Origin of the sequence: Sulfurimonas sp. HSL3-7, assembly GCF_039645985.1 — a bacterium.
GTDB classification, from domain to species: Bacteria; Campylobacterota; Campylobacteria; order Campylobacterales; family Sulfurimonadaceae; genus Sulfonitrofixus; species Sulfonitrofixus jiaomeiensis.
Genome location: NZ_CP147919.1, coordinates 1389577 through 1414943, shown reverse-complemented (window position 1 = coordinate 1414943; position 25367 = coordinate 1389577). Strand labels below are relative to the sequence as shown.

At 47.1% G+C, this 25367-nt stretch carries 27 protein-coding genes; 12 read left to right on the top strand and 15 right to left on the bottom strand.

All coding sequences use genetic code 11. The features are described 5' to 3' along the window. Nucleotides 1-84: 84 nt before the first annotated feature. Both WCY20_RS07140 and WCY20_RS07135 read left to right on the top strand, forming a co-directional pair. Nucleotides 85-273: a hypothetical protein gene (locus WCY20_RS07140; RefSeq protein WP_345978163.1), complete on the top strand. Its 189-nt coding sequence runs from the start codon at nucleotides 85-87 to the stop codon at nucleotides 271-273. Nucleotides 274-329: 56 nt separating this feature from the next. Further along, a complete protein-coding gene (locus WCY20_RS07135; RefSeq protein ID WP_345978161.1) occupies nucleotides 330-1142 on the top strand; it encodes a ferritin-like domain-containing protein in 813 nt (270 codons plus the stop codon). Between the two features lie 49 nt (nucleotides 1143-1191). On the opposite strand, the gene WCY20_RS07130 is transcribed toward WCY20_RS07135, so the two are convergent. The 3 genes from WCY20_RS07130 to WCY20_RS07120 all read right to left on the bottom strand — a co-directional run bounded on the left by WCY20_RS07130 (nucleotide 1192) and on the right by WCY20_RS07120 (nucleotide 2701). Then, entirely contained in the window at nucleotides 1192-1677 is a 486-nt protein-coding gene (locus WCY20_RS07130) for a rhodanese-like domain-containing protein (protein ID WP_345978160.1), read from the bottom strand. 161 nt (nucleotides 1678-1838) lie between these two features. Then, a complete protein-coding gene (locus tag WCY20_RS07125; protein WP_345978158.1) occupies nucleotides 1839-2231 on the bottom strand; it encodes a hypothetical protein in 393 nt (130 codons plus the stop codon). Beyond that, complete coding sequence (locus tag WCY20_RS07120) at nucleotides 2228-2701, bottom strand: ankyrin repeat domain-containing protein (RefSeq protein WP_345978156.1); 474 nt, start codon at nucleotides 2699-2701, stop codon at nucleotides 2228-2230. The genes WCY20_RS07125 and WCY20_RS07120 overlap by 4 nt, the downstream gene beginning before the upstream one ends. A 212-nt stretch (nucleotides 2702-2913) precedes the next feature. On the opposite strand from WCY20_RS07120, the gene WCY20_RS07115 reads away from it, so the two are divergent. Further along, nucleotides 2914-4110, top strand: coding sequence for a tetrahydrodipicolinate N-succinyltransferase N-terminal domain-containing protein (locus tag WCY20_RS07115; RefSeq protein ID WP_345978154.1), 1197 nt, complete (start codon nucleotides 2914-2916; stop codon nucleotides 4108-4110). Nucleotides 4111-4265: 155 nt separating this feature from the next. Here the strand turns inward: WCY20_RS07115 and WCY20_RS07110 are convergent, their stop codons facing one another. The 7 genes from WCY20_RS07110 to WCY20_RS07080 form a co-directional block, all read right to left on the bottom strand. Further along, complete coding sequence (locus WCY20_RS07110) at nucleotides 4266-5813, bottom strand: SH3 domain-containing protein (RefSeq protein ID WP_345978152.1); 1548 nt, start codon at nucleotides 5811-5813, stop codon at nucleotides 4266-4268. Between the two features lie 6 nt (nucleotides 5814-5819). Continuing rightward, complete coding sequence (locus tag WCY20_RS07105) at nucleotides 5820-6485, bottom strand: S24 family peptidase (protein ID WP_345978150.1); 666 nt, start codon at nucleotides 6483-6485, stop codon at nucleotides 5820-5822. Between the two features lie 273 nt (nucleotides 6486-6758). Continuing rightward, on the bottom strand, nucleotides 6759-6911 hold the full coding sequence (locus WCY20_RS07100) for a hypothetical protein (protein ID WP_345978149.1): 153 nt from the start codon (nucleotides 6909-6911) through the stop codon (nucleotides 6759-6761). After that, complete coding sequence (locus WCY20_RS07095) at nucleotides 6908-7378, bottom strand: tRNA (cytidine(34)-2'-O)-methyltransferase (protein ID WP_345978147.1); 471 nt, start codon at nucleotides 7376-7378, stop codon at nucleotides 6908-6910. The genes WCY20_RS07100 and WCY20_RS07095 overlap by 4 nt, the downstream gene beginning before the upstream one ends. Next, nucleotides 7378-8214 (bottom strand): formyltetrahydrofolate deformylase, encoded by an 837-nt coding sequence (purU, locus tag WCY20_RS07090; RefSeq protein ID WP_345978145.1) that lies wholly within the window; start codon nucleotides 8212-8214, stop codon nucleotides 7378-7380. Before purU ends, WCY20_RS07095 begins: the two co-directional genes overlap by 1 nt. Nucleotides 8215-8283: 69 nt before the next feature. Continuing rightward, nucleotides 8284-9360 (bottom strand): 3-isopropylmalate dehydrogenase, encoded by a 1077-nt coding sequence (leuB, locus tag WCY20_RS07085; protein ID WP_345978144.1) that lies wholly within the window; start codon nucleotides 9358-9360, stop codon nucleotides 8284-8286. Continuing rightward, nucleotides 9360-9863 carry a 3-isopropylmalate dehydratase small subunit gene (locus tag WCY20_RS07080; RefSeq protein WP_345978142.1) on the bottom strand — a complete coding sequence of 168 codons (504 nt, stop codon included), beginning with the start codon at nucleotides 9861-9863 and terminating at the stop codon, nucleotides 9360-9362. The genes leuB and WCY20_RS07080 overlap by 1 nt, the downstream gene beginning before the upstream one ends. Nucleotides 9864-10121: 258 nt before the next feature. Between WCY20_RS07080 and rpoD the strand changes: the two genes are divergently transcribed. Further along, on the top strand, nucleotides 10122-11978 hold the full coding sequence (rpoD, locus tag WCY20_RS07075) for an RNA polymerase sigma factor RpoD (protein ID WP_345978141.1): 1857 nt from the start codon (nucleotides 10122-10124) through the stop codon (nucleotides 11976-11978). A 5-nt stretch (nucleotides 11979-11983) separates the two neighbouring features. Further along, the gene (locus WCY20_RS07070; RefSeq protein WP_345978139.1) at nucleotides 11984-12670 is read left to right on the top strand and encodes a hypothetical protein; all 687 of its coding nucleotides are present in this window, start codon (nucleotides 11984-11986) and stop codon (nucleotides 12668-12670) included. 9 nt (nucleotides 12671-12679) lie between these two features. Here the strand turns inward: WCY20_RS07070 and WCY20_RS07065 are convergent, their stop codons facing one another. The 3 genes from WCY20_RS07065 to hemL are packed head-to-tail and all read right to left on the bottom strand — an operon-like array spanning nucleotide 12680 to nucleotide 14809. Beyond that, nucleotides 12680-13201, bottom strand: a complete 522-nt coding sequence (locus tag WCY20_RS07065; protein ID WP_345978138.1) for a hypothetical protein — start codon at nucleotides 13199-13201, stop codon at nucleotides 12680-12682. Continuing rightward, a complete protein-coding gene (locus WCY20_RS07060) occupies nucleotides 13185-13523 on the bottom strand; it encodes an AtpZ/AtpI family protein (protein ID WP_345978136.1) in 339 nt (112 codons plus the stop codon). The genes WCY20_RS07065 and WCY20_RS07060 overlap by 17 nt, the downstream gene beginning before the upstream one ends. Next, a complete protein-coding gene (gene hemL / locus WCY20_RS07055; RefSeq protein ID WP_345978134.1) occupies nucleotides 13523-14809 on the bottom strand; it encodes a glutamate-1-semialdehyde 2,1-aminomutase in 1287 nt (428 codons plus the stop codon). The genes WCY20_RS07060 and hemL overlap by 1 nt, the downstream gene beginning before the upstream one ends. Before the next feature lie 180 nt (nucleotides 14810-14989). Between hemL and WCY20_RS07050 the strand changes: the two genes are divergently transcribed. The 4 genes from WCY20_RS07050 (at nucleotide 14990) to WCY20_RS07035 (ending at nucleotide 21689) form a co-directional block, all read left to right on the top strand. Beyond that, on the top strand, nucleotides 14990-15862 hold the full coding sequence (locus tag WCY20_RS07050) for a hypothetical protein (protein ID WP_345978133.1): 873 nt from the start codon (nucleotides 14990-14992) through the stop codon (nucleotides 15860-15862). 132 nt (nucleotides 15863-15994) lie between these two features. Further along, complete coding sequence (locus WCY20_RS07045; RefSeq protein ID WP_345978132.1) at nucleotides 15995-17185, top strand: efflux RND transporter periplasmic adaptor subunit; 1191 nt, start codon at nucleotides 15995-15997, stop codon at nucleotides 17183-17185. After that, a complete protein-coding gene (locus WCY20_RS07040) occupies nucleotides 17186-20332 on the top strand; it encodes a multidrug efflux RND transporter permease subunit (RefSeq protein ID WP_345978130.1) in 3147 nt (1048 codons plus the stop codon). Nucleotides 20333-20480: 148 nt separating this feature from the next. After that, complete coding sequence (locus tag WCY20_RS07035; RefSeq protein WP_345978128.1) at nucleotides 20481-21689, top strand: TolC family protein; 1209 nt, start codon at nucleotides 20481-20483, stop codon at nucleotides 21687-21689. Here the strand turns inward: WCY20_RS07035 and WCY20_RS07030 are convergent. After that, nucleotides 21676-22608, bottom strand: coding sequence for an aldolase/citrate lyase family protein (locus tag WCY20_RS07030; protein WP_345978126.1), 933 nt, complete (start codon nucleotides 22606-22608; stop codon nucleotides 21676-21678). The genes WCY20_RS07035 and WCY20_RS07030 overlap by 14 nt on opposite strands. Further along, nucleotides 22598-22951 (bottom strand): cytochrome c, encoded by a 354-nt coding sequence (locus tag WCY20_RS07025; protein ID WP_345978125.1) that lies wholly within the window; start codon nucleotides 22949-22951, stop codon nucleotides 22598-22600. The genes WCY20_RS07030 and WCY20_RS07025 overlap by 11 nt, the downstream gene beginning before the upstream one ends. A 61-nt stretch (nucleotides 22952-23012) precedes the next feature. Between WCY20_RS07025 and folD the strand changes: the two genes are divergently transcribed. Genes folD through WCY20_RS07010 form a run of 3 tightly spaced genes read left to right on the top strand, consistent with a single transcriptional unit; the run spans nucleotide 23013 to nucleotide 25349 of the window. Continuing rightward, on the top strand, nucleotides 23013-23867 hold the full coding sequence (gene folD, locus WCY20_RS07020) for a bifunctional methylenetetrahydrofolate dehydrogenase/methenyltetrahydrofolate cyclohydrolase FolD (RefSeq protein WP_345978123.1): 855 nt from the start codon (nucleotides 23013-23015) through the stop codon (nucleotides 23865-23867). Beyond that, nucleotides 23867-24685, top strand: a complete 819-nt coding sequence (lepB, locus tag WCY20_RS07015) for a signal peptidase I (RefSeq protein ID WP_345978121.1) — start codon at nucleotides 23867-23869, stop codon at nucleotides 24683-24685. The genes folD and lepB overlap by 1 nt, the downstream gene beginning before the upstream one ends. Beyond that, nucleotides 24672-25349 carry a site-2 protease family protein gene (locus tag WCY20_RS07010; RefSeq protein WP_345978119.1) on the top strand — a complete coding sequence of 226 codons (678 nt, stop codon included), beginning with the start codon at nucleotides 24672-24674 and terminating at the stop codon, nucleotides 25347-25349. The genes lepB and WCY20_RS07010 overlap by 14 nt, the downstream gene beginning before the upstream one ends. Nucleotides 25350-25367: the final 18 nt, after the last annotated feature.

Below are 25367 nucleotides of genomic sequence, written 5' to 3'. Positions count from 1 at the left end.
AACATGGCTTTTTGCCATTAAAAACACTTGAAAAATCTCTACAGATTGCTATATAATAAACTATATATTTAATGAGGATACAATTTGAAGCCAAAAGACGAAGTGACGCGTTCGCTTGTAATCGACAGAAAAACGTGGGATGAGGCGATGAAATATTCGCGTTCACGCTATAAGATGAGTCTGAGCAAGGTGACGGAAAAGCTTCTGCAGGATTGGTTGGCCAAAGAGCGACGCAAACCGCTTGAAAATGAGAAACAGGGTCAGTTTTTTTAATTACGACATGACCTGAATGCCCCTATTTATGTCGACTCTGATGAGAAAGGGTTTTTATGGCAAATTGGGATTATCAAAAAGATATCAATTACAGCGCGATCGATGTCGCAAAAGTCAAAGAGAACCGTTTTCTCTTCCACCTGTTGACAATTGCATCATTTATCGAGATTGCTTCCGAAACCTATGCAAAGAATCTTTCGGAATACTATCAAGAGAATGCGGAAGCTGTCGCATGGCTAAACGATAGATGGGAAAAAGAAGAGGTACAGCACGGAAAGGCACTGAAAGCCTATGTGGCGTATGTCTGGCCGGAATTTCCCTGGCAAAAAGCCTATGGCAGGTTTCTTGAGCTCTACCTTCCGCTGTGCAGTGTCGATGCCCTTCAACCGACAAAAGGGCTGGAGATGATTGCACGGATGATCATAGAAACCGGGACCTCCACAATGTACCGTGCCTTCGAAGACTATGCAAAAAGCCTTGATGAGCCCGTCTTCGCCCACCTGTCACATCTGATCTATAAAGACGAAGTCAACCACTACAGCAACTTCAACCGATATTTCAACTATTACAACCAGAGCGAAAATTCAGGACGAAAAGAGATCCTCAAGGTTATCGTGCAGCGCTTGAAAGAAGCCGGTACCGAAGATATAGAGACTGCCTATCAGAGCATCCATGAAACAAAAGACAGCGGCCGTTTCGACCCGGCATCATATGACGCCTTTAAAAAAGAGCTTAACCGGATGGCCAAGAAACATTACCCCTACCCGATGGCGATCAAAATGATCATGCATCCGCTTCATCTCAACAAGGCGGTCGAAGCGACAATGATACCTGTTGTACGCGGTGCAATGAGGGTATTGGGAGTGTGAATCCGCCCGTTTCCCCGTCATGTTAGACGGGGAAAGGATAGTGGGTTCTCTACTTGTCGCTTTCTACCGGAAACTTGTTTGCTTTCCACTCAGGAAATCCGTTAAGCAGCCAGTAGACATTGGTATACCCTGCTTTTCTTACCGCAAGCGCTGCTTCATAAGAGATCGCACAGCTTTCGCCATAGCAGTAAAAGACCAATGCGGCTTTTTTGTCTTCAGGCAGGTTCAAGGCGATATACGAAGCTTTTGATTCATCAAAAACAACAGGAAAAGCCCCTTTGATATGCTCTGCCTTGTAGTGACGGGGTGCACGGGCATCGAAAAATAACGCGTTTGCATCAAACAGCTTTTTGGCATTTGCAACAGATGTGACTTTAACCCCTTTTGCTATTGCTTCATCCACTTCAGGTGGAACCACACAGACGGTATAAGGAACTTCCATAAGGAAACTTTTTTCGCCGCCGTAATCAACAGCATGCAGGTTTATAATGCCAACCATAAGCGCTGATGAGATCAAAAGTAATAACTTGTGCATAACATCTCCTTTCTTCGGTATATATAATCATTCTACGCCCGGATCACTTTGCTTAATATAAGAAAAAATATTATTCAAATGATTTTAATTCGATTAAAGAATGTTATATAAAAAGATGGGATAGAAGGGAGCAGCAGGGACAGCCTCCTTGCAAAAGGCTGTTATCGGAGAGTGAACGTTGTCGAGATCTTTTCGCTATCTAGTCCAACCGTGACAGTCCATCTCCCTTTGGCGCGTCCCTCTTTGTTGCGGCTGTCAAATAGACTGGCGTGATTTGCAGGCAGTATGAAGGTACGTTCCCTGTCATCCCTGGGTGATGTCGGCGAAAACCAGTTGAATTTGACACTGCGCTCACTATTGGCGCGTTTTGTCATCAGTTTGCAGATGATCTTCTCATTCTCCTCGAGACAGATCAATGCACCGTCTTTATCACTGCTCTTTTCAACGATTTTCTCAACTTTAATGATCTGTTCATTATGCTGCTCCTCTGCGCTTTCTTGCGAACAAGCAGCGAAGAAAACTCCAAACAGTAGAGGTAATACAAAGCTTTTCATTCAAGGGGCTCCAGCAATTCGATCATGCTTTTTTTGTGCATCTTCTTGGCAAAAGCCAAAGCAGTCAAGCCCTTGGAATCTGCCGCATGTACATCTGCTCCTGCATCAAGCAGCATTTTGACAACGGTGTTTCTGCCGTAACAGACAGCGGCCATCAAGGCGGTAAAACCGCTTCTTCGGGAGGTTTCGTTGACATCGATCCCCTTGTCCAGAAGCAATTTGATGACGTACATGTTGTTGTAGGTGATCGCAAAGTCAAAGATGCTCACACCTTCATCGTCCTTGTAAAAAATATCGGCACCGCTTTCTATCAGAAGTTCCAACATATCCTGATCGCATTTGCACTTGAGGGCATAAGCCAGTACCGACTCCCCTGCTTCCGTGCGATCATTAAGATCCGCACCGTCTTTGATCAGTTTTTTGGCAGCCAAATAGTCATTGTCCTGTAAGATCGAGAGCCATTTTGTCATGCTATTCCATTGCAATTTTAATTAGTATGGAAAGTATAACAGAGATGACTAAGAAAAAGTGAGGAAAGCGGGCCCGAACAATATGTTTGAGTTTACTTTAAGGGGATGAAGTATTGGGAGGTGTTAGTCACGGCTAAAGGAACTCATGGTACTATTTCGGAATCTTTAACGGGCACTGTTTACAGCCCAAAAACCAAAGAAAGAGAGAATGAATGGAAACTATTCAAACTGCTGATGCATTTAAAACACTGATCGAAACGATTAAAAAAACCGAAGGGTATAAAGATCCTTTGGCTTTTGGTATCTGTCGCGTCGATTTTGGCCAGAAGAACAGCGATAAAGTCCTTCAGGCGACTTACCCGGTAATCAACTGGAATGAAAACTTCGGCAGTGCTGCTATTTTTATCGAAGCGCTTCGCGAGCAAGGTGTAGCGGTGGATTTTACCGAAAATGAAGTGGTTTGCAATGTCAACCTGCAGTTTTTGGAGTCATGTCTGAACGCATTTACGCCGTATGCTGACGAAGCCTATGGTGATGCGCACAAAAACATTCAGGTCATCTCGGCTCTTTACGGTCAACTCAAGTCGCAAGGGTGCCGTGAAGGCGAGTTCCGTGTTGTCTTTATCTTTGATGATGCCGCCTGTGTCAGCGTTGAAGCGACCTACTTAAAACTTTATGCGCTATCACTGGCTAAAGTAGCTCTTCGCAGTATCAATCTCAACGGTGCCTTTGGTGCACTTCCAAACGTAGCCTGGTCAGATGGTCAGCCTATCGAGTTGGACTGGTTGCGTGAAAACGAGATCGAACTCAAATTTGCCAACGCCTACCCGCATGTCGATTTTGTAGACAAATTCCCACGTTTCCTGCAGCATATCATCCCTGCGGACAACACACGTATTTTGGAAACATCCAAAGTACGTTTCGGTGCCCAGCTTCATGCCGGTACAACAGTAATGCCGGGTGCTTCGTACATCAACTTCAATGCCGGTACAACCGGTGTCAGCATGGTCGAAGGACGTATCTCCAGCTCTGCGATCGTCGGCGACGGTTCTGACGTAGGGGGCGGCGCTTCGATTCTTGGTGTACTCAGCGGAACAGACGGCAACCCCATCTCTATCGGACGCAACTGTCTTCTAGGTGCCAACTCTGTCTGCGGTATTCCGCTTGGTGATGCCTGTATCATCGATGCAGGTATTGCTGTTTTGGAAGGGACAAAAATCAGCATCTATCCTGACCAGTTGGCCAAGATCCAGGAAGTCAATCCGGATGTAGCGATGGAAGGCGAGGTCTTCAAAGGTAAAGATCTTGCGGGTCTTAACGGCCTTCATTTCCGTCAAAACTCGATGACAGGCGAGCTGACTGCGAGCCGTTCAACACGCGAGATCAAGCTTAACGCCGATCTTCACTAAACCTGAGGTGAGACCTTTGGTCTCACCTTGCTGTTCCCATTTATTCCTCTTCCTTCTATCAATTAAAACGCAATCAGTCTGCCTCAATATTTTATGACTACATGCATTCGAAGTATCGAAAAAAGACGGATACATAGTGTTACTGAGAGATGATCCTATCCATTTGCCTTCTTTTTCCCTTTGTCTCTTCGTCTCTTTTTTTCAGGATCAGCTTTGTAGGTAAAGATATTCATACGGTCCAGGCTCGGCAAAAGTGAGCTGTTGTAGTCGTAGCCGTTTTGTTCACTGCCTATCTCCAACGTGCTTATGACGACTTTGCCGACGATCACGCGCCCCTCTTTATCATTATCATCGACTGTCTTTATTCCCCACATATTGTGCAAGATCATGATGTTGTCATCATAGGTACCTAGATAGAGCATAATATGCCCTTTCCTATGTAAAAAAGTTTCAAAAGGAATTGCTTTTTCTCTGATGAGCTCCTCTTTTGCCGTACTATTAAGGTCTTCAAGCGAGATAACTTTGCCTATGCGGGACTGCTGTCTGGAGTTACGCGGCATCCAGACACCAAACGGTGCGAAGATGTCTCGAAGCGTAGATGAACAGTCCCTCTCTTCATACAGCCCGCCCCAGCCGTAATTACTTTTCATAACATCCGCTGTGATCTTCATAAGATTGTTTTGGTTGATAAATAGCGGTGTCGTTGCCACCTCTGAATTTTTCATCCTGATCGTTACAAAAGTCGGTCTGTTAAAAGCACCGGGGGCAATCGCACGAACATAAGTATAAAGGCCTCTCTTCTTTATAAAGCTCAGGCGCATACCGACGCGGCTGTAAAAAAGAAAGTGACCGTTTGTGTCGCTCAAGGCCACCTTCTCTTTTAACAGGTAAGCAGGTTTGGCCTTTTGCCATTTTCTACGCTCTTTTTTACCCATAAATGCGATGGTGTGGCTTGGCAGCCAACCCGAAGCATAAGAAGTATAGACATAGACCCAGGCCTTGTCGCTTGAATAGTGTGAGATATAGAGAGGCTCATTGGCGTGAATAGCACTGTTTTGCAGATAGTCAAACGGGAACCCTTCACCTGCCTGATCAGGGTCTCGAAAAAGCGGTTTCTGTGTCGGGAAGTTACGCAGTGATGAGAAATGAAGCGTTATGCCGTAACTATTGACCTTTCCGAACTCTTTGAAGTTGGCTTTATCAAGCATCTCTTCAAACCAGGAAGGTTCCAAAAGCTGCAGGTTCTCACCATACGAGTTACCCTCACTGTAAACACGGAATGGCCAGCGAGCGGTAAAAGAGGATTCAGGCGGTCTTTTATACTGCCAGACGGAGAAATAGTTTTTATCAAACGCTTTTTGTATGTCGTAGAACCGTTTATGCGACAAGGCGTTCTTTTGCACATAAACGCCGATATCCTGCGGAAACCGGTACAGATCTTCGACAAAGTTCGGATAGACAGGGGGTATACAAAAGCCTCCTGATCTGCTTTTGCGTTTAAGCTGCGTGCTGTTCAGATCTTGTGAAGTCGAGAGATTGAGTTCTTGCAGATTTTTTTGGCTTTCGCTGTTTTGAATACTTTTTAGCACTTCACTGCCGCCAAGCGGTATGATCTCTATGCCAAAAACGTTAAAGAAGAACAGCGCAGCCAATGTAGCCGTTACGATGCCCAAGCGAAAAACGTTGATCTGATGCAAACGCATCTCCTTCTATTCTACGCCCCCGTAACGCCCTACAACACGACCCAGAATATTGATCTGCTCCGGTGAAGCGACTTGTGGCAGGTAGAAATCTTTATTATCTGAAATAATATCGATTTTACCATCTATACGCTTTTGTAATCGTTTAACAAGCAGCATATCTTCTGTCTGGATGGCAAAAATACCACCGCGAGATATATCGCTCTTTGCGGTATTCAAAAAAATGATATCCCCGTTTAAAAAAGTCGGTTCCATCGAATCGCCGGTGACGTTGATGGCCTGGATGTTTTTAAGCTCATGTTCACCGCCCAGTGTAGCTAAAAAATGTGGCTCTATTGCAAGCTCCTCAAATTCTTCACCTTCATCGGAAAAGGCGCCCCCGCCGGCTGATGCATTGACCGCGTTAAAATAGCGGACCATATAGACCTGGTTTGTCGGCTCGATCAGGGACTCCGGGGTTTGACCGTAGAGCAGCCAGTTAATTGCAATAGAGCGCTTGGCGCAAAAGTTGAGCAGCTCCTCATAGGGAATCTTGTCACGCTTTTTCATGGTGGCAAAATTCATCTGTGTTATATCGAGTGCTTTTGCCACATCTTTGTCAAACACTTTTTTGCCCGGGATATCTGATGAGATAATATCTTTGATCTCTTCGACGATCTCGCTAAAACTTTTCATGTCCCATCCTTCTACGTAATTTTTTTTCATGTCACAATAATAAATAGTTGTCATACTTTATCAAAATAATATGTCATATTGCAATATTTTTAGATCAATATGGCAATAACTTCTAGAATATTTCCATAACGTTGATCAAAAGGATGACAAATGGCAAAGATAATTGAAAAAGCAGATTCATTTTTGGATAGATTTGAGAAGTCACTCAGCAGATGGGCGGACAAGATTCTATAGTACGGTGTCTTTGCGCTCTTGCAAAAATACCGTAAAGTATTATTCTATAGGCGTATCACCTTTTTGTACAGGACCGTTTTCAGAGTTTTTATTTTCGCGCTCTTCGAGTTTGCTTTGGTGATAACCTCGAAAGATAAAGAATAAAAAAAGAATAAAAAGTGTTAAAACAACAATATCAATAAAGCTGTTCACATTAGCTCCTTATATGCACTGAAGTTTTGTTTGATCGCCTCGTAGAGGATGATCCCTGTGCTTACGGCAAGGTTGAGACTGCGTCCCTCTTTTGTCATGGGTATGGTCATACACTGCCGCGGGTTCTGCGCAAGCAGTTCAGCCGGAAGTCCCTTTGTCTCACTTCCGAAAAAAAGGAAATCACCCTCTTGAAACTTCTGCTCAAAATAAGGGGTATCAGTCTTGGTTGTACCAAAAAAGTAGCGCGACCCCTCTTTTTGGGCAGCAAAAAAACTTTCAAGGTCATCCCAGACATGCAGATCCAGTTTATGCCAATAATCCAGTCCTGCTCTGCGTACCGCTTTTTCATCAATGTCAAATCCGAGTGGCTTGATCAGGTGCAAAGAGGAAGCGGTATTGACGCAAAGTCGACCGATACTGCCGGTATTGTTGGGAATCTGGGGGTTAACAAGAACGATGTTGAACATTAAAAAATAACCGTCTTGTTGGCATAGACGAATATTCTGTCTTCCAGTGCCAGTTTCAAAGCTCGGGAAAGGACGATTTTCTCAACATCACGACCCGAACGCTGCATATCGCGCCAGCTGTAGGCATGATCGATATGCTTGATCTCCTGCGAAATGATCGGCCCCTCGTCAAGGTTGTTGTTGACAAAGTGCGCTGTCGCGCCAATGATCTTGACACCCCGTTCAAAGGCTTGTTTGTAGGGGTTTGCCCCGATAAACGCCGGTAGGAAAGAGTGGTGAATGTTGATGATCCTGTCTTCATAGGCCTCAACAAAACGCGGCGTCAAGATACGCATATATTTGGCAAGCACAATATAGTCTATATCGTTATATCTGCCAAGAACCTCTAATACCGCTTCTTCATGCGCCGCTCTGTCCAGGCCTTCATGCGAAACAGTGATAAACGGAATATCAAACTTGCTGACCAGTGACTCCAGAATGTCGTAGTTGGAGACAACGGCCAGTATATTTGCGTCTAATTCGCCTGCTTCATAACGGATCAGAATATCCCCTAATGCATGTGACTCTTTGGTCACCATCAAAATAATGTTTTTCTTGCCGGGCTTAATAATCTCGACACTTGACTCATCAGGGAGTACGGCCTGCAGTTCACGCTGCAGCTCATCGGCATCCACTTTTCCTTCAACAACACTGCGCATAAAAAATTTATTGTTATCTTTATCTACAAACTCATTATTGGACATGATATTGAGTTCATGATTGTAAAAGATACTTGCTATCTTATAGACAAGCCCTTTCTCATCTTTGGCATCAATTAAAACGCGGTACTGTTTCATATTTATCGGCTCTCTTAAAAACTGTTTTATAAAATCTGCACATAAGGTGCAGATTCGAAAAAGAGTTTTTTACTTAGAGCACTTTACCGCGTAGTTGGCAATGATAGAACCCATTTCACTGGTTGAGCAGATCTCTTTTGCGTCAAATTGAGCAAGATCCTGTGTGCGGTAACCCTCGGCAAGCGCCTTTTTGATAGCGGCGTCAATACGGTCAGCGGCATCATTTTCATTTAAAGCATAACGAAGCATCATCGAAGCACTCGAAATGGTCGCAATAGGGTTGGCGATCCCCTGCCCTGCAATGTCCGGAGCTGAACCGTGGATCGGCTCGTAGACACCGATCTTGCTGCCCACCGACGCCGACGGAAGCAAGCCGATAGAACCCGAAAGCATACTGGCCTCATCGCTCAATATATCGCCGAAGATATTACCGGTGAGCATAACGTCAAACTGCTTCGGATCACGGATAAGCTGCATCGCTGCATTGTCGACATACATGTGTGTCAATTCGACTTCAGGATACTCTTTTGAGATCTCAGTGACCACGTCGCGCCACAATTGCGAGACGTCGAGTACATTGGCTTTATCGATAGAGCATACACGCTTGCTGCGCGTCATAGCGATTTTGAATGCATTGTGCGCGATACGTTCGATCTCCGGTCGCGTATAGACCATGGTATTGAAACCGCGGTTTTCATCGCGTCCTTTCGGTTCACCGAAATAGATGCCGCCGATAAGTTCACGCACCACCATCAGGTCTACTCCCTGAACGATCTCTGGTTTAAGTGAGCTTGCATTGACAAGCTCATCATAGACAACTGCCGGGCGCAAGTTGGCATAGACACCCAACTCTTTACGAAAACGGAGAAGACCTGACTCCGGACGTTTTTCACGCGGAAGTGAATCCCATTTTTCACCGCCGATCGCACCAAAAAGGACCGCATCAGAGTTAAGAGAGACATTGATTGTCTCCTGTGGCAGCGGGTCGCCTGTCGCATCGTAAGCGCATCCGCCCATCAAGACTTCTTCATATTGAAAATCAAAATCTTCGCAAGAGGCAACAGCATCCAGTACTTTTACCGCTTCGTCAATGATCTCGGGACCGATTCCATCGCCTTTGATCAGTGCAATTTTGTAGTTTTTCATTATTTCTCTTCCTTCGCCACTTCTTTGGCTGCATAGTTCATTAGTCCGCCTGCATCGATCAATTCTTGCATAAATGGAGGGATCGGTGTAAATTTGTATGTTTTACCGCTTGTCTTGTTGGTGATAGTGCCTTCATCCATATTGATACTTACAACATCACCTTTTTTGATCTCGTTACTCTCCGGAAGTTCAAAAATCGGCAGCCCCATATTGAAAGCATTACGATAGAAGATACGGGCAAAAGTCGGTGCGATTACCGCAGCAACACCGGCGGCTTTCAGTGCTATAGGTGCGTGTTCGCGAGAAGAACCGCATCCAAAGTTCTCATCAGCAACAATAATGTCACCCGGTGTCATATTTTTGACAAAAGTAGGATCAGCATCTTCCATAACGTGCTTTGCCAGCTCTTCTGGTACTGATGTATTTAAATATCTTGCGGCGATAATAAGGTCTGTATCGATATCTTTACCGAAGTTCCAGACTTTTCCTTCAATCGTTTGCATTGAAAATCCTGCTTCTTTTAAATTTTGTCGGATTATATCCAAAAAAGCGTCACAATTTTATAAAAGCGCTTTTTTCTTTGTTTGATATTATTTAGTATTATACTGTTCTGTGGGCTTTTCTTGTGCGGTTTATTATAGTAGAAGAGTGAATAAAATAATCCTGAATCCGGAACAAGGTCAGAGGTGCAAAGCATTTTCTCAGAAGATTTCGGTATAATCCGATTTCTTATTTATTACTCGCTAGGAGCACATTCGCATATGACCGCAAAAGAATTGAACAAATACCTAGATGATACCTTCAGCTCACACAAATCACCAGATTGTATGACTTATGAGTCTTTAGTGGATGTCTTTGAAAAACAACCGACGGCTGCTCAGGCAAAAAGTATCCTGAAACTCGCACAAAAATACAATGTCTGTCTTTTTACTGCCTCTGAACACGCCAAAATGCTTAATGACAAAGAAGCCGCCCAGCGTCTGGCTGCCCAGCGTAAACTGATAGAAGAGTCAAAAAGTGAAGAGTTTGACATCTTAAAACAGCATGAACTGATGGAGTGGTCACGCTCAGATTCTCCTGTGCGTATGTACCTCCGCGAGATGGGACAGATCCCTCTTCTCACCAAAGATGAAGAGATCGAGATCTCTAAAAAGATCGAATACGGTGAAAGTATCATCATCGACGCAATCTGTTCCGTTCCCTACCTTATCGACTTTATTCTAGACTATAAAGATCCTCTTATTAACCGTGAGCGTCGCGTAAAAGAGCTTTTTAAGAGTTTCGAGGACGAAAAAGAGTCTGACAGCGATGATAACGACAGCGACAGTGATGATGACAAAGCGGCAGAAACACTCTCGGCAAAAGACAAAAAACGTGTCGAGGCGGTTGTATCAAGCTTTAAAGCCCTGGAAAAAGCAAAAAAAGATTGGCTTAAAGCTGTTGAGAAAGAGGTCATCCTTGAAGAAGGCGAAGCAATGACCGAAGAGTACATCCAGTTTCATTTAACAGCCAGTTTTAAGAAGAAAACACTTAAAGAGCGCCTGCTTGACCTTGGACCGACCTCGAAGTTGATCAATGAACTGGTCAAATCGATGGAAACGGCGCTAAGAAGCGATGACGGTTTTGATAAAGAGCTTAAACGTCTAGAGTATAAACTGCCGCTTTTTAATGACGCGCTGCGTAGCAACCATACACAACTCGTCAGTGAGATCTGTGACCTGACGAAAGAGGATATTGCTGCCCGTGTTCCCGAAGCGACAATGGTCAGTACCTATATGGAGATCAAAAAACTGATCCAGACAAAAGAGGCTTCCAAAGGCAGTTTTGACATGGAACCTGAAAGACTGCTTGACATCCTCGAGCAGATCAAACGCGGTAAAGAGATCTCGGAGATCTCTAAAACACGTATGGCCAAATCAAACCTTCGCCTTGTTGTCTCTATCGCAAAGCGCTACACCAACCGCGGTCTGCCTTTCCTCGACCTAATCCAGGAAGGCAACATCGGTCTGATGAAAGCTGTCGATAAGTTTGAATACAAAAAAGGGTATAAATTCTCGACCTATGCAACCTGGTGGATCCGTCAGGCTATCAGCCGTGCGATCGCCGATCAGGCACGTACGATCCGTATTCCTATTCACATGATCGAGACCATCAACCGTATCAACAAGATCATGCGTAAATACCTTCAAGAGAACGGTAAAGAGCCGGATGTCGATACGATCGCCGAAGAGGTCGGTCTCTCTATCGAGAAGGTCAAAAACGTTATCAAGATCACAAAAGAGCCGATCTCGCTAGAAGCACCTATCGGTAACGAAGATGACGGACGTTTCGGTGATTTCATCGAAGACAAAACCTCTCTCGCACCGGCAGATGCTGTCTTGAAAGACGACCTCCGTCTTCAGATAGAAGGTGTCCTTGAACAGCTCAATGAACGTGAAAAAGCGGTCATCAAAATGCGTTTTGGTATCATGGACGATGAGAGTGACCGTACACTTGAAGAGATCGGTAAAGAACTTAACGTTACACGTGAACGCGTTCGCCAGATCGAATCGTCTGCTATCAAAAAGCTCAAACACCCTAAGGTGGGACGTCGCCTTAAAAACTATATTGAAGAGTAACCCCTTTGACTTTCGAACAGCAGTGGATTGAATACGATTACAACCCTTTTATCTTATTCAGTTCCTCAGGAAAGATCATCTCTCTCAACACCGAGGCGCAATACCTGTTGGGCAGTGTTGACAAGAACATTCTCTTTGAGATCGCCACAACGCATGCCAGCACCAGTTTCGGGTTTAAAACCACCTTTTTGGAGCTTGAATTCGGACGATACCGGTTTTTTGGCATTACCATCGGCTACGAAAATGAGGCCGAGATCGGTATTCGTTTCTATCAACAGCCGACCGTTAACTTTTCGGCTCCAAAACCGACAGGTGAACTCATTAACGTCTATACCCTGATCGATCTCTGTATCAGCACCAACTCCATCGGGTCTGACGTTACCTACATTAAAGAACTCGATCCGACCATACCCGAAATTCGTCTGCACCCCGACAACTTTATCAAACTGCTCAATAAGATCTACGCTTCCTATAAAGAGAATGATACGATCACGACGAAGCTGTTCTACCGCGTAGGTGAGCACATCAAGTTTGAGAACAAAAAGTATTCACTGTTCACGATCGAAATATCAGCCGATCAGTTTTGTAAGAAATTCTCTTCGGAGATCGAGCTGATCGCACATAAAAACAACCTCTACTCCTCTTTCACGGAGAACTGTGTCACTGTAAACATTCCGATGATCACGGATTAATACGCCGCGTCACCTGTTCTCTACAAAAAGCGATCTCCCCATATAGAGCCCGGCCAAGATACCGAAACCGAGGCCGATCAGGTAGGGCATCAAGCTTAAGAGTGCATTGTTCTTAAGCGCGATGAAACCCAGGATCAAAAAGAGATACGGAATAACTCTGAACATAGAGAGCAGCGCCGGTGCACTCTTTGCCGTGTTTTTGACATTCTGCACCTTAATGCGCTTTTTCTCCTCTTTGACAAGAGCTTTGATATCGACCGTTTCGTCGCGAGTCCCTTGCTCTTGTGTGATCTCATCGCTATACAGATCAAAAGGGTCATCAATCTTCTCTATAACGTCGACGTCATCAGGTCTCTCCTGGGAGGCGACACGCCTGTCAACAAGGCGTTTATAGCTATAGGTAGAGCCAAGCAGAATCAGGAGTGAGGAGAGAAAAGCGATCTGAAAATTGATAAAAAACGTAAAGGAATAGAACCAGAGCGCTAGGATCACAAGCTCACTCAGGAGCGCTGTTTTAATAGTTTTTTGCACTCTCATCCTCATCATCGTCATCATCTTCAAGATGATCTTTAACTCTGTAGCGACGCTCTTTCGCCAACTCTTCAAAGGCTTTGTACTGTTTCGAATAGGCCTTATAGACATTTAAAAAGGCGGCGGCGATCCCGATAGCCACACCGATCCACAAGGTCCAAGTAAGACCGGTCAGGTGTTTGAGACCGAGACCGAGACCGACGCCGATAAGTACGGCTACGACCATTGAAATACCGAGTGAAAGCGTCTCGGCACCTTCAATAATCGGTTTTAAGCGCGGTTTTTCGTTCTCTTCATTCGGTGTTTTTTGCATTTCAGCCATTATTTGACCTCTGCAAAGATTTTTTCGGCAGCTTTGATCGTATCGTCTACCATCGCATCGGTGGTTGCTGTCGAGATAAAACCGGTCTCATAACCGGAACAGGCGAAGTAAAAACCTTCGTTGAGCATCGCTGCATGGAATTTGGCAAAAAGTGCATGATCCGCCTGTGCGGCGTCATCAAAGTTTTTGACCGGACTTTCACTGAAAAAGAAACCGAACATAGAACCGCGGACATCTGTCACCATTGCAATGCCGTTCTTTTGTGCCGCTGCTTTCAATCCATTGACCAGGCGCTCGGCGCGCTCTTGAAGGATCGGATAAAGACGGGCATTTTTCTTCAGTTTGCTGACCGCTGCCAGACCGGCAGCCATCGCGATCGGATTACCGCTGAGAGTCCCTGCCTGATAGACCGGCCCCTCAGGTGAAAGCATCGCCATCACCTCTTTTCGTCCGCCAAAAGCCCCTACCGGCATACCGCCGCCGATCACTTTCCCAAGTGTGACCAAATCCGGTGTGACACCGGTAATGCTCTCGGCACCGTGCAGTGTCGCACGAAAACCGCTCATCACTTCGTCAAAGATCAACAAGGCGCCATGCTCGTCGCAAAGCTTGCGAAGGCCGTGCAGGAACTCTTTGTCCGCAGGAACAAGTCCCATGTTTCCGGCGATCGGTTCAATAATGATGCAGGCGATGTTGTCCGAATCTTTGAAACACTTTTCAACACTCGAGAGGTCATTGTATTTGGCCAGCAGCGTGTGTTTTGTAAAGTCGGCCGGTACTCCCGGTGACGAAGGGTTGCCGAAGGTCGCAAGGCCTGAACCCGCCTGGACCAAAAGCGAATCGCTGTGACCGTGATAGCACCCTTCAAACTTGACGATGTCGTCTTTGGCGGTAAAACCGCGTGCCAGGCGGATAGCACTCATGACCGCTTCGGTGCCTGAAGAGACAAAACGGACTTTATCGATTGAATCAAAGATGGAGACCACTTCATGGGCAAGCTCTGTCTCGGCCTGCGTCGGCGCCCCGAAGCTGAGACCGTGCCTCACCGCTTCGATAACAGCGTTCTCTATGCTCTCGTCACGATGGCCGAAGATAAGCGGTCCCCATGACTGGACATAATCGACATAGCTGTTGCCATCGATATCCGTCATTGTGCCACCCTTGCCTTCTGTGATGAATAGCGGTGTGCCGCCGACACTTTTAAAAGCACGTACCGGTGAATTGACACCGCCTGGAATATAGGTTTGCGCTTCATCAAAGGCTTTAATCGATGCTTGTGTGTTCATATATTTTCCTGATCATTTTGTAATGGCGTTATTATAGCGAATGCACAATTATCCCTATGTTTTCTCATGCCTATCTCCGAGCAAACGCTATTACTTATGCTTTGATAAAGAGTACCCTCATAAAAACGATCGTTAATGGCGGTATGCTATAATCTCGAAAATCATACATTATTGGATCTTATGAGTCGTTCAACCGCCGCTTTTCTCATTGCTTTGATGTTTCATCTTTTGATCATACTCATCTTCGTTCTTCTGGGTTTTTACACGCCTGCTGCCGAGAAAACGGAGCCTCCAAAAGAGCACCGCATCAAAGTCTCTCTGAAAGAGCGTCCCGAGGTGAAGAAAGATGCGGCTGTTAAAAACAAGGCGATACCGACGGAACAGAAGCTCATGCCCAAAGGTAAACAACTCAAAGAGATCACGAAAAAACCGTTCAAGAAGTACGAGCCGAAACCGCCGCAACAGCCGCAGCCTCCGGTGACAAAAATCGAACCGAAAGAACCGGAGCCGAAAAAACCGAAGAGCGAGCCGCTTCCGCCTGAAAAGCCCTACATCCCTGTTGTCAAAGAACCCGTTGCCAAGACAGATGAAAACGTAACAAAAGAGCACGGTAAACTCTACTCAATGCTGTCAAAAAAAGTTGATACGCCTGCACAAAAACAACAGACAACGCGTTCAAACAAACGTGAAAGCAAACTACTCTCCGACATCAAAGAGGCGTACGGTGAGACATTCGGCGAGCTGAGTCCAGGCGAACAGAAGTATATCCTCGACAACCAGGAGATCATGCGCCGTATCACCCAGCAGGTCCTGAACCGTGTCGGACGCGTCAACATTCCCAACGATCTACGCGTTAACAGCACCAATATTGTCGAGTTCTACCTCTATCCAAACGGCGACATTTCCGAGATAAAATTCGTTGAAAAAAGCGATTTCTATATTTTGGATGATACGACTAAAGAGACGATCGAGTACGCCTACAGCAAATATCCCCGCCCCGAACAGAAAACACTGATACGATACAAGGTCGGCTACTACCTGAGAGGTTACTGAGCACTTTGGTATATCGAAGTCATCCTCTCTTTACTGTATAGATAATCACCACTTTCATTGAGTTACTTAAGAATACCTAACAATTATTTAGCTACGATTAATACAGTATGAAATAGTTGTTCAAGGATCATCATGTTCCATCCTAAAAAAGTTGCCATTTCCGTTGTTTTGTCGGTTTCACTCTTCGTTGTCGGCTGCGCGGAAGAGAAAACAGAGACTGCAGCAAAAACACCGCCGCCGCTCAATGTTGAGACGGTAACTGTCCACAAAAAGAAACTTCCGCTCTGGATGCAGTATACCGGCATGACAAAGGCGAGCAGCGACCAGGAGATCCGTGCCCGTGTCTCAGGTCGGCTGGAAAAAATTTATTTCAGAGACGGTGCCTATGTCAAAGAAGGTGACAGACTCTTCTTAATTGAACAGTCTGAATACAAAAGCAATCTGCGTTCCGCCAAAGCCAAGAAACAGAGAGACCTTGCTTCACTTGCATTGGCCAAAGCCGACATGAACCGCTACCGGCCACTTGTCAAAGACGGCCTTGCCCCGCGCGCCACACTGGAGGAATACGAGGCAAAATACGGTGAGCTTCTCGCAACGGTAGAGGCGGACAATGCTGCTATCCAAAATGCCGAACTCGCGCTCAGCTACACACGCATCACTGCGCCCGTGTCGGGTCAGGTCAGTGCCCGTCGCGTCGATGTCGGCAATCTGGTCGGTTACGGCGAATCGACCTTGTTGACAACCATTCTTCAATCGGACAAGATCTACGCGTATTTCAGCCCTTCAGAAAGTGACGTGCAAAAGATCTACAAATTCCGATCGCGTAAAAAGCTGCCTGCTTTTATCGAAGTCCGCGGTCAGGGTGAAGATGTGTTGAAACGCAAACGTCTTGACGGCTATGTCGATTTTGCTAACAACACCGTTGACCCTTTGACGTCAACCATCTCCATGCGGGCAACCATTGACAATAGAGGGCGCTCCGTTTATCCCGGCACCTTCGTCTATATCAATGTTTTTGTCACCGATGAATTTGATTTTATCATGGTGCCGCCGCAGGCTGTTTTTGAAGACCAGTTGGGTAAATTCGTCTATACGGTCGACGCCGACAGTACGACAAAACGGACCAGTGTCACGACCAATTACTCATCGCGCTATTACACCGGTATTGCCGAGGGGCTTCACGACGGCGACCGCGTTGTCATCTCCGGCTTGATGAAGGTCAAAGACGGCCGACTGCTGGAACCGACGGATGTCACCGAAACAAAAGGGATCGTGGCCGTGATGAAAGCGCACAAGCTCATTCCGGATGAGGTCACAGAGTAGATGTTTTCCGTAACCTTTATCAAACGTCCTATTTTTGCGATGGTTATCTCGCTGCTTATCATCGTCGGCGGTCTTGTCTCCATGGTCGTACTGCCGGTACAAGAGTTTCCCGACGTTGTTCCGCCGACCGTTCAGGTGTCAGCGACCTATACCGGTGCAAATGCCTACGCAGTCGAAGAGTCTGTCACTCGCCCTATCGAAGACAAGCTAAATGGCATACAGGGATCCATCTACATCGATTCGTCCAGTACCTCGACGGGCCAGTCCATCATAACGGTCTATTTCGAGCCCGGCTATGACCTTGATATCGCCGCAGTCGATGTGCAGAACAAGGTCTCAATTGCTACCCCCTCTCTTCCGGCTGAAGTACGACAACAGGGTGTTGTCGTTGACAAACAGAGCCCTAATATTGTCTGTATGGTCACACTCAACGGCGACGAACGTTTTGATGATGCCTTCCTCTCGAACTTTATCAACATTAATATTCTTGATGAGTTGAAACGTATTCCCGGTGTCGGAAAGGCCGAGAACATGGGGGAGAAGAAATACGCGATGCGTATCTGGCTTAACCCCGACCGGATCGCTGCCCTGGGCTTGACACCTGATGACATCATCAATGCGATCAAATCCCAGAACAAGCAGGCTGCTGTTGGAAAGATCGGTTCTGCGCCGACGTACCGTGATCAGCAGATCGAGTATGTTCTGACAGCAGAAGGGCGTCTGACGCAAGTCAACGAGTTTGAAGAGATCGTCATCAGATATAAGGAAGACGGCTCTTTGATCTACCTGCGCGATGTTGCACGTGTTGAATTGGGTGCTGAAAAATATGACTGGAATGCAATCCTGAACAAAAAACCGACCGGCCTTGTCGGCATCTATCAGCTTCCCGGCAGTAATGCACTGGAGATCCGTGAAGCGGTAGGCAAGGTTATGGAAAGGGTGAAATCCCGTTTCCCCGCGGGTATCACCTACTCTATCCCCTACGATACGACAAAGTATGTCAACGTCGCTATTGACAACGTCGTCACCAACCTGTTTATCGCCGTCTTGTTGGTCATTATGATCATCTACATCTTTCTGCAGTCATGGCGTCCGACTGTAATCGCGGCGGTTGCTATCCCGGTTTCGCTGGTCGGGGCCTTTGTCGCCATGTACATCGTACCCGGTTTTTCTATCAATTTCCTGACGCTCTTTGGTCTCATCCTCGCCATCGGAATCGTCGTCGACGACGTCATCCTGGTCGTTGAAAATGTCGAAGTCATCATGTACAGGGAACCTGATCTCACGCTGCCTCAAGTCGTCAAGAAGGCAATGATAGAACTGATCGGTCCGATCATCTCGACGACGCTCGTTCTTGTGGCTGTTTTTGTCCCGGTCTCCATGATGCCCGGTATCACCGGTTCACTCTATCAGCAGTTCGCCCTGACGATCTCGTTCGCCGTCATGGTCTCATCGCTCAATGCACTGACGCTTTCACCTGCTATCGCTGCGATCATCATCAAAAGACGCGGTGTTGATGAAAAGGTCTTTGTCGGTTTCCGGCTATTCGAAAAAGGCTTTTCCTGGCTTACCGACAAATATACAGCCGCCATCACCCTGCTCGTCAAAGCCCGATATGTTGTATTGACTCTCTTTTTCGGACTGCTGGCCCTCATCTATTACATGTTTGCAACGACACCGACGGGGTTTGTCCCTGCTGAAGACAAGGGCGTCATGATGGTCGCGCTGAACCTTAAGCCGGGCAGCTCCATCGAGCGTACCGTCGATGTCCGCAAAGAGGTCGCAGAAATCGTCGCCGGTATTCCCGGTGTCTCTGATGTCGTCGCTTTCGATGGCTATAACGTCGTCACAAAGACATTGGACGGCAGCGCCGGCGCAATGTTTTTGACGCTGACTCCCTGGGACGAAAGAACGGCACCGGGAATGGATGTCGAGAGTATCATCACAGAGGTGTTTAAACGGACAGCCCATATTTCCGATGCCAACGTCGCTGCATTCAATATGCCGGGGATTACCGGTCTTGGCAGCGTCGGCGGGTTTGACTTCAGGGTTCAGGATTACCTGTCGGGCGATGTGGACACCTTCTTGGCATACACGCAGGAGATCATCAAACAAGCCAACGCCGATCAGAGAATAGAAAGAGCATTTACGACCTATGACCCCAACTATCCTATCTACTCGATCGATATCGACCGTAAAAAGGCTAATGCACTTGGCGTTGACGTCGCTACGCTGTTTGGAACGATGCAGACCTATCTTGGCTCTTTATACATCAATGATTTCACTAAGTTCGGGAAGGTCTTCAGGGTCTTTGTTCAGGCGGAAAAAGAGTTCAGGAGCGATAGAAGCGACATCAACAAACTTTATGTCAAAAACAGACAGGGGAAAATGGTGCCGATGTCTGCACTGGTTACCATACACGAAGGGACGGGACCGCAAAACATCGCCCACTACAACCTGTACCGATCCATTCAGATCAACGGTTCCGCCGCACCTGGACACAGCTCCGGCGAGGCAATGGCCGCAATGGAGGAGATTGCTGAACGTGTATTGCCGATCACATACGGATACGATTGGTCCGGTATGTCGTTTCAGGAAAAACTTGCGGGTAACGCACAGTCTGTCATATTCATCTTTGTCGCGCTGGTCGTGTTTCTTGTCCTTTCGGCGCAGTATGAGTCCTGGATCCTGCCGCTGATGATCCTTCTCTCCGTTCCCGTCGTCATGATCGGAGCGATGGGGGCGCTTAAACTGGCCGGGCTGCCGCTCAACGTCTATGCACAGGTCGGTCTGGTGCTCCTGATCGCCCTCGCCTCCAAAAATGCGATCCTTATCGTCGAGTTCGCCAAAGAACTTCGAGAATCCGGAAAAAGTATCGTCGAGTCGGGTATTCAAGCCGGCAGACTGCGCTTTCGCGCCATTATGATGACCATCCTCTCTTTTGTGTTTGGTGTGCTTCCGTTGGCCTTTAGTACCGGTGCCGGTGCCGTTACGCAAAAGTCGATCGGTATAGGCCTACTCGGCGGGATGCTGGCGGCGACCATGGTCAGCACCCTACTCGTGCCGGTACTCTACGTACTGTTGGAGACGATGCGTGAAAAATTTATAAGCGTCGAAGATGAGATCGCCAAAAGGGAGTCTATCTGATGACAAGCGTTACAACACAGTGCCGGCAGCACTATATAGGGGATCACTAATGATGAATCGCGCAATGCCTAGTCCTAAAAAACTGTTGTTATTCACCATTGCAAGCTTGTCACTTTACGCTGACAGCGGACTATACACAATCGACATAATGATCGAAAAAGCGCTCGTTAACAGCCCCGATCTCAACATCTCCCGCGATAATGTCGGGATCGCCAAAGAACGTACGAATCAGGCAAAAGCCGATTATCTGCCGCAGGTTGATCTCTATGGCGGCGCCGGTCTGACCGGTATCAATGCCGTGGGCGGCCGGGAGAGCGGAGAGCTCATAACCGGCAAACTTACCGCATCACAACTTATTTACGACTTCGGCAAGACCGGCGGGTCGATCGACTACTATACACAGGAGACCAACGCCAGTTTCGCTTCCTACAGTCAGGAGATAGCCAACAAGATATACACTATAAAAAGAGACTATTACGACCTGCTTCGCAAAACGAGTCTTATCGAGGTCTACAAAGAGAACATCACACTGACCGAACAGCAGCTAGAACGCGCCAGCCGGTATTTTCAAGCCGGTATCAGGACCAAGATCGACGTCGTCGATGCCCGGGTCCGACTCATCGAAGCACAGCTCGATTATGAAAATGCGACGTATGACGTCAAACTTGCCTACGTTCAGCTGGACAAAAGTATCGGTAATATCTATGAGACGGTTGAAGGTAAGGTCTATATACCCGACCTGAACATCTCAAACAACCTCTATGATTCGCTGCCGAGAGAATCAATGTCACTTGAGCAAATGGAGGCATTTGCCTATGCCCACCGCTATGAGCTAAAAAACTTTGAACAGAAGATCAAAAGTGCCCGAAGCAATGTACGGCGTGAGAAGGGCGGGTATTATCCGGGTCTCTATCTCGGCGGTGATTACCAGTACAGCAGTGTCGAAGATGCACTCCAGGGTTATATACCGCAACAGCAGTGGAATGCGAACGTCAACCTGAAATGGAATCTCTTTGGCGGGCTGCGTACGCTTGCGAGAACCGAAGAGGCTAAGATTGCGCTGCTACAGGCACGTTCGGCCTATGACGAAACCAAACTGCGCATCCGTCAGGAAACCAGCAGCGCCAAAATAAACCTGCTCAAATCCGAAGCGAACGTCAAACTTTCCGAGGCGCTCTCGAGGGCGGCGAAAGAGAAGTTCGGCCAGGCACAGCGGCGTTACGAGAACGGACTTTCGGATTATATCGAACTTGAGGAAGCAAGACAGAGCTACATCAGTGCCAATGCTACCCTTGTCTCGTATTACTATGACTATTACATCGTCTTAGCCGCGTTAGAACGTGCTATTGGGCGTTGAGAAGAGCTAACGCCCCTTTATAAATCGGCTCGTCGATAAACCCGTATCGCTTGTCGCTAAATCCTGTAACGCCTTGCGCACGTTTCTCTTCAAAACACTTGACGATATAGCGCGCTCTTTCAATCTTTTCATCATCAATACCGAACACCATCTGGGCCTGTTCCGCTTGTTTGGGCGAGATACACCCCTTGGCATCAAAACCCATCTTTTTCTCAAGACGCAGCCAGGCGTGAAAATCCGCTTCGTTTTTATAGTCCTGATAGACAAAAGAGACCGGTTTGACTCCTATCGTCTTGGCCGTTAGTAAAAAGTGCGACAGAATATGGTGCATCAAAGGGTTGTCAACCTGAATAAGATCCTGCGAGAGATTCAGGTCGGCAAAAAGATCCAAAATACCCAGATAAAATGCCGTAACCCTGCCGTTCGGCTTCAGTGTAGAAAGATTTGACCACGCCTCTTTTGTCTCTATGGAAAGATGCAGCTCGATATCATCATCACAAAGTGACAGAGCTCGCTGCACATCCGCCTGCGTCTTGACCTTGGGGACACGGATGGCATCGGGTTTGAAACTGTTCAGCAGTTCGATCTCCTCGGCACCGCCCTCATCCAGGGCATTGACACGGACGATGATCTTTTTTTCGGATTCACGCAGGTTGCTCAGTGCCAACATTACCAGACGCAGTGCAAAGGGCTTCTGCTCAGCCGAAACGCCGTCTTCCAGATTTAAAACAACGGCATCGGTCTGAAGTTCCGGTATCTTGTTGATGTGGTTAAGGTTGTGGGCTGAAAGCATCAGAGGCGATTTGTAGCCACTGCTTCTGTTAAGGGTGCGTCGTTGTGCAAAGACGAACTCATCGAGAAGATCGAGGTTTTTTTCTTCAAGTGCCTGGGCAATAATGGATGAATTTTTAATGAGCATTGTCACTCTCCTTCTGATGCAGATAAAAAAAGAGTGCTTTGATCTCATTTGCGGTCAAAAAGTATCTCGGCATCCCTTTTTGGCGCTTTTTCATCGCGTCGACAAAGGCATCGTAACCGATCTGATTGATAGCCGGGGGATGGAAGACTTTATCTTCGCCTTTGTCTTTGTATGAAGCGATAAGCCTGCCCTCGCCTTGGTCACCGTGACATTTATGACAGCCGATGCCTCTCGGACTGTGATAAAGCTGCGAAGCATACTCGGCTTCGGTGATGAACGAGACTTCCGCCTGCAGTGAATCAAAAAGTAAAAAGAGAGCAGCAAATGCCGACAAACGCTTCATTCAAAGCACCTTATAATATATTTGACGATATAGTAACGCAATTTTAATGTAGAGGGCATAAATGCAGATTCTTGATGGTAAAGCACTTGCAAAAAAGATAGAAGACCGAGTCGCAGTCGATGCTAAAACGCTTAAGGAGACGACAGGCCGTACACCCGGTCTGGCCGTTATTTTGGTCGGCAACGATCCTGCCAGTCACGCCTATGTGAGCATGAAGAAAAAAGCGTGCGACCGTGTCGGTTTCTACTCGGTAACGCATGAGATGCCGGCTGACATCTCGCAAGATGCCATAGAAAACACCATCAAGATGATGAACCAAAACACAAGTATTGACGGTATTCTGATCCAGCTTCCTCTTCCGCCGCAGGTCGATACGACAAAACTGCTTGAGCTTGTCGCACCTAACAAAGATGTCGACGGTTTTCATCCGTACAATGTCGGTCGCTTGACCACGGGGCTTGAGGGTTTTGTACCGTGCACGCCGCTGGGTGTGATGGAACTGCTTAAAGAGTACAACATCGATCCGAAAGGGATGAACGCCGTTGTCGTCGGTGCCTCCAACATCGTCGGAAAACCGATGGCCGCCCTGCTTTTAAACGCCGATGCGACCGTGCAGATCACGCATATCTATACCAAAGATCTTAAAGCCTGTACCCTGAACGCCGATATCATCCTTGTCGGAGCCGGTGTCATCAACCTGATCAAAGAAGACATGGTCAAAGAGGGCGCTATCGTCATCGACATCGGTATCAACCGCGCGCCAGACGGCAAGCTTGTGGGTGATGTCGACTTTAAGAATGTCTCGTCTAAATGTTCTTTCATCACACCGGTCCCGGGCGGTGTCGGTCCGATGACGATCGCTATGCTTCTGCAAAACACCCTTCGTGCCGCACAGGCACACGCTAAAGAGAGTTAATGAAACAAAAAATATTTAACGCGGCGGGCAAAGCCTACCGCTTTTCCAACTCCTGGACGGGAACGATCATCATCGTTCTTTTTATCATTTTTTTTATTGCCCAGGCCTTCCGTATTCCCAGCGGTTCGATGAAAGACTCCCTGCTTGTCGGTGACCATCTTTTTGCCAAAAAGTTTGCCTACGGCATACCCACACCCCACCTTCCGTTTCTGGAGATCCCCGTTATCCCGGGTACAGACGGCCACATCTATGACGGCGATACGCCGCAGCGCGGTGACATTGTGATCTTCCGCTATCCGCACAACCAGAGTCTGCACTATGTCAAGCGTTGTGTGGCCCTGCCTGATGATGAGCTTTTTATCCTGAACAAGGATCTCTTCCTGCACCCAAGAGAAGGCGATCAGTTCATTAAAGAGAACTACAGCGATTATGAGCTGATGGTATTCGGCGGAAAGCTCTGGGTCAAAAACCCTTACGCCAAAAACCATCCCGGTATCCATCACGATGAGAAGATCATCAACAACGGGCGCTACCCGCAGCCGCTCTTCAACTTCGGTCCCATACGTGTTGAAGCGGGTACATTCTTTATGATGGGCGACAACCGTGACCACTCTAACGACAGCCGTTTCTGGGGACCCGTCCCTTACGGACTCGTTGAAGGGACACCGTGGTTTGTCTACTTCAGCATGGATGACAACTACATTGTCCGCTGGGACCGCATCGGCAAAACCCCTACCGACCTTGAAGAGGCGGAATACCTTGATAAAGCTGTAGCCGAACGTATCGAACAAGACAAAAACGATCATGGACTTTATTGATCTGTTAAAGATAGCTGCGTCTGTTTTAGCGCTGCTGGTTGCTATTATCGGCCATGAGATCATGCATGGCTGGGTTGCCTACAAGTACGGTGATATGACTGCAAAAAACGCCGGACGCCTTACCATTAATCCTATTTCTCATATCGATCCAGTCGGTTCTATCCTTGTTCCGGCCTTGATGTATTTCATCCCGATGTTATTCGGTTCGGACGGTGGGTTTCTCTTCGGTTGGGCAAAACCTGTGCCGATCAACACCCGAACCGTTGTCAACAGCGGCGGCTTCAACGCTGCCATGCAGGTCAGCCTAGCCGGTATCACCTACAACTTCATTGTCGCGGCCCTGGCTTCTGCCCTCTTATTGGGCATGTCGCAACCGACTATGAATGATACGCTGTTCTACATATTTGCGTATCTCTTTGTCATGCAGCTTGTTGTCATCAATGTTGTATTGGGGGTTTTCAACCTTCTGCCTATACCGCAGTTTGACGGTGCCCATTTTTTGATGTATCTTGCGCTAAAATTTCATTTTAACGCTGTTGCGGAGTGGTTTTACAAGATGGAACGATACGGCATGATCATTGTGCTGATTGTCCTGGTCACCCCGATACACAAATATGTGCTTTTAATGCCGGTACAGTTCGTATTGCAGTTATTACTTACTTAAATATAACAAAGGAAAAAA

Bases quoted from the DNA above. Each gene is read 5' to 3' on its own strand.
- WCY20_RS07135 (WP_345978161.1), top strand. From the start codon at position 330: ATGGCAAATTGGGATTATCAAAAAGATATCAATTACAGCGCGATCGAT.
- WCY20_RS07130 (WP_345978160.1), bottom strand. From the start codon at position 1,677: ATGCACAAGTTATTACTTTTGATCTCATCAGCGCTTATGGTTGGCATT.
- WCY20_RS07125 (WP_345978158.1), bottom strand. From the start codon at position 2,231: ATGAAAAGCTTTGTATTACCTCTACTGTTTGGAGTTTTCTTCGCTGCT.
- WCY20_RS07120 (WP_345978156.1), bottom strand. From the start codon at position 2,701: ATGACAAAATGGCTCTCGATCTTACAGGACAATGACTATTTGGCTGCC.
- WCY20_RS07115 (WP_345978154.1), top strand. From the start codon at position 2,914: ATGGAAACTATTCAAACTGCTGATGCATTTAAAACACTGATCGAAACG.
- WCY20_RS07110 (WP_345978152.1), bottom strand. From the start codon at position 5,813: ATGCGTTTGCATCAGATCAACGTTTTTCGCTTGGGCATCGTAACGGCT.
- WCY20_RS07105 (WP_345978150.1), bottom strand. From the start codon at position 6,485: ATGAAAAGTTTTAGCGAGATCGTCGAAGAGATCAAAGATATTATCTCA.
- WCY20_RS07095 (WP_345978147.1), bottom strand. From the start codon at position 7,378: ATGTTCAACATCGTTCTTGTTAACCCCCAGATTCCCAACAATACCGGC.
- purU (WP_345978145.1), bottom strand. From the start codon at position 8,214: ATGAAACAGTACCGCGTTTTAATTGATGCCAAAGATGAGAAAGGGCTT.
- leuB (WP_345978144.1), bottom strand. From the start codon at position 9,360: ATGAAAAACTACAAAATTGCACTGATCAAAGGCGATGGAATCGGTCCC.
- WCY20_RS07080 (WP_345978142.1), bottom strand. From the start codon at position 9,863: ATGCAAACGATTGAAGGAAAAGTCTGGAACTTCGGTAAAGATATCGAT.
- rpoD (WP_345978141.1), top strand. From the start codon at position 10,122: ATGACCGCAAAAGAATTGAACAAATACCTAGATGATACCTTCAGCTCA.
- WCY20_RS07060 (WP_345978136.1), bottom strand. From the start codon at position 13,523: ATGGCTGAAATGCAAAAAACACCGAATGAAGAGAACGAAAAACCGCGC.
- hemL (WP_345978134.1), bottom strand. From the start codon at position 14,809: ATGAACACACAAGCATCGATTAAAGCCTTTGATGAAGCGCAAACCTAT.
- WCY20_RS07050 (WP_345978133.1), top strand. From the start codon at position 14,990: ATGAGTCGTTCAACCGCCGCTTTTCTCATTGCTTTGATGTTTCATCTT.
- WCY20_RS07045 (WP_345978132.1), top strand. From the start codon at position 15,995: ATGTTCCATCCTAAAAAAGTTGCCATTTCCGTTGTTTTGTCGGTTTCA.
- WCY20_RS07040 (WP_345978130.1), top strand. From the start codon at position 17,186: ATGTTTTCCGTAACCTTTATCAAACGTCCTATTTTTGCGATGGTTATC.
- WCY20_RS07035 (WP_345978128.1), top strand. From the start codon at position 20,481: ATGATCGAAAAAGCGCTCGTTAACAGCCCCGATCTCAACATCTCCCGC.
- WCY20_RS07030 (WP_345978126.1), bottom strand. From the start codon at position 22,608: ATGCTCATTAAAAATTCATCCATTATTGCCCAGGCACTTGAAGAAAAA.
- WCY20_RS07025 (WP_345978125.1), bottom strand. From the start codon at position 22,951: ATGAAGCGTTTGTCGGCATTTGCTGCTCTCTTTTTACTTTTTGATTCA.
- folD (WP_345978123.1), top strand. From the start codon at position 23,013: ATGCAGATTCTTGATGGTAAAGCACTTGCAAAAAAGATAGAAGACCGA.
- lepB (WP_345978121.1), top strand. From the start codon at position 23,867: ATGAAACAAAAAATATTTAACGCGGCGGGCAAAGCCTACCGCTTTTCC.
- WCY20_RS07010 (WP_345978119.1), top strand. From the start codon at position 24,672: ATGGACTTTATTGATCTGTTAAAGATAGCTGCGTCTGTTTTAGCGCTG.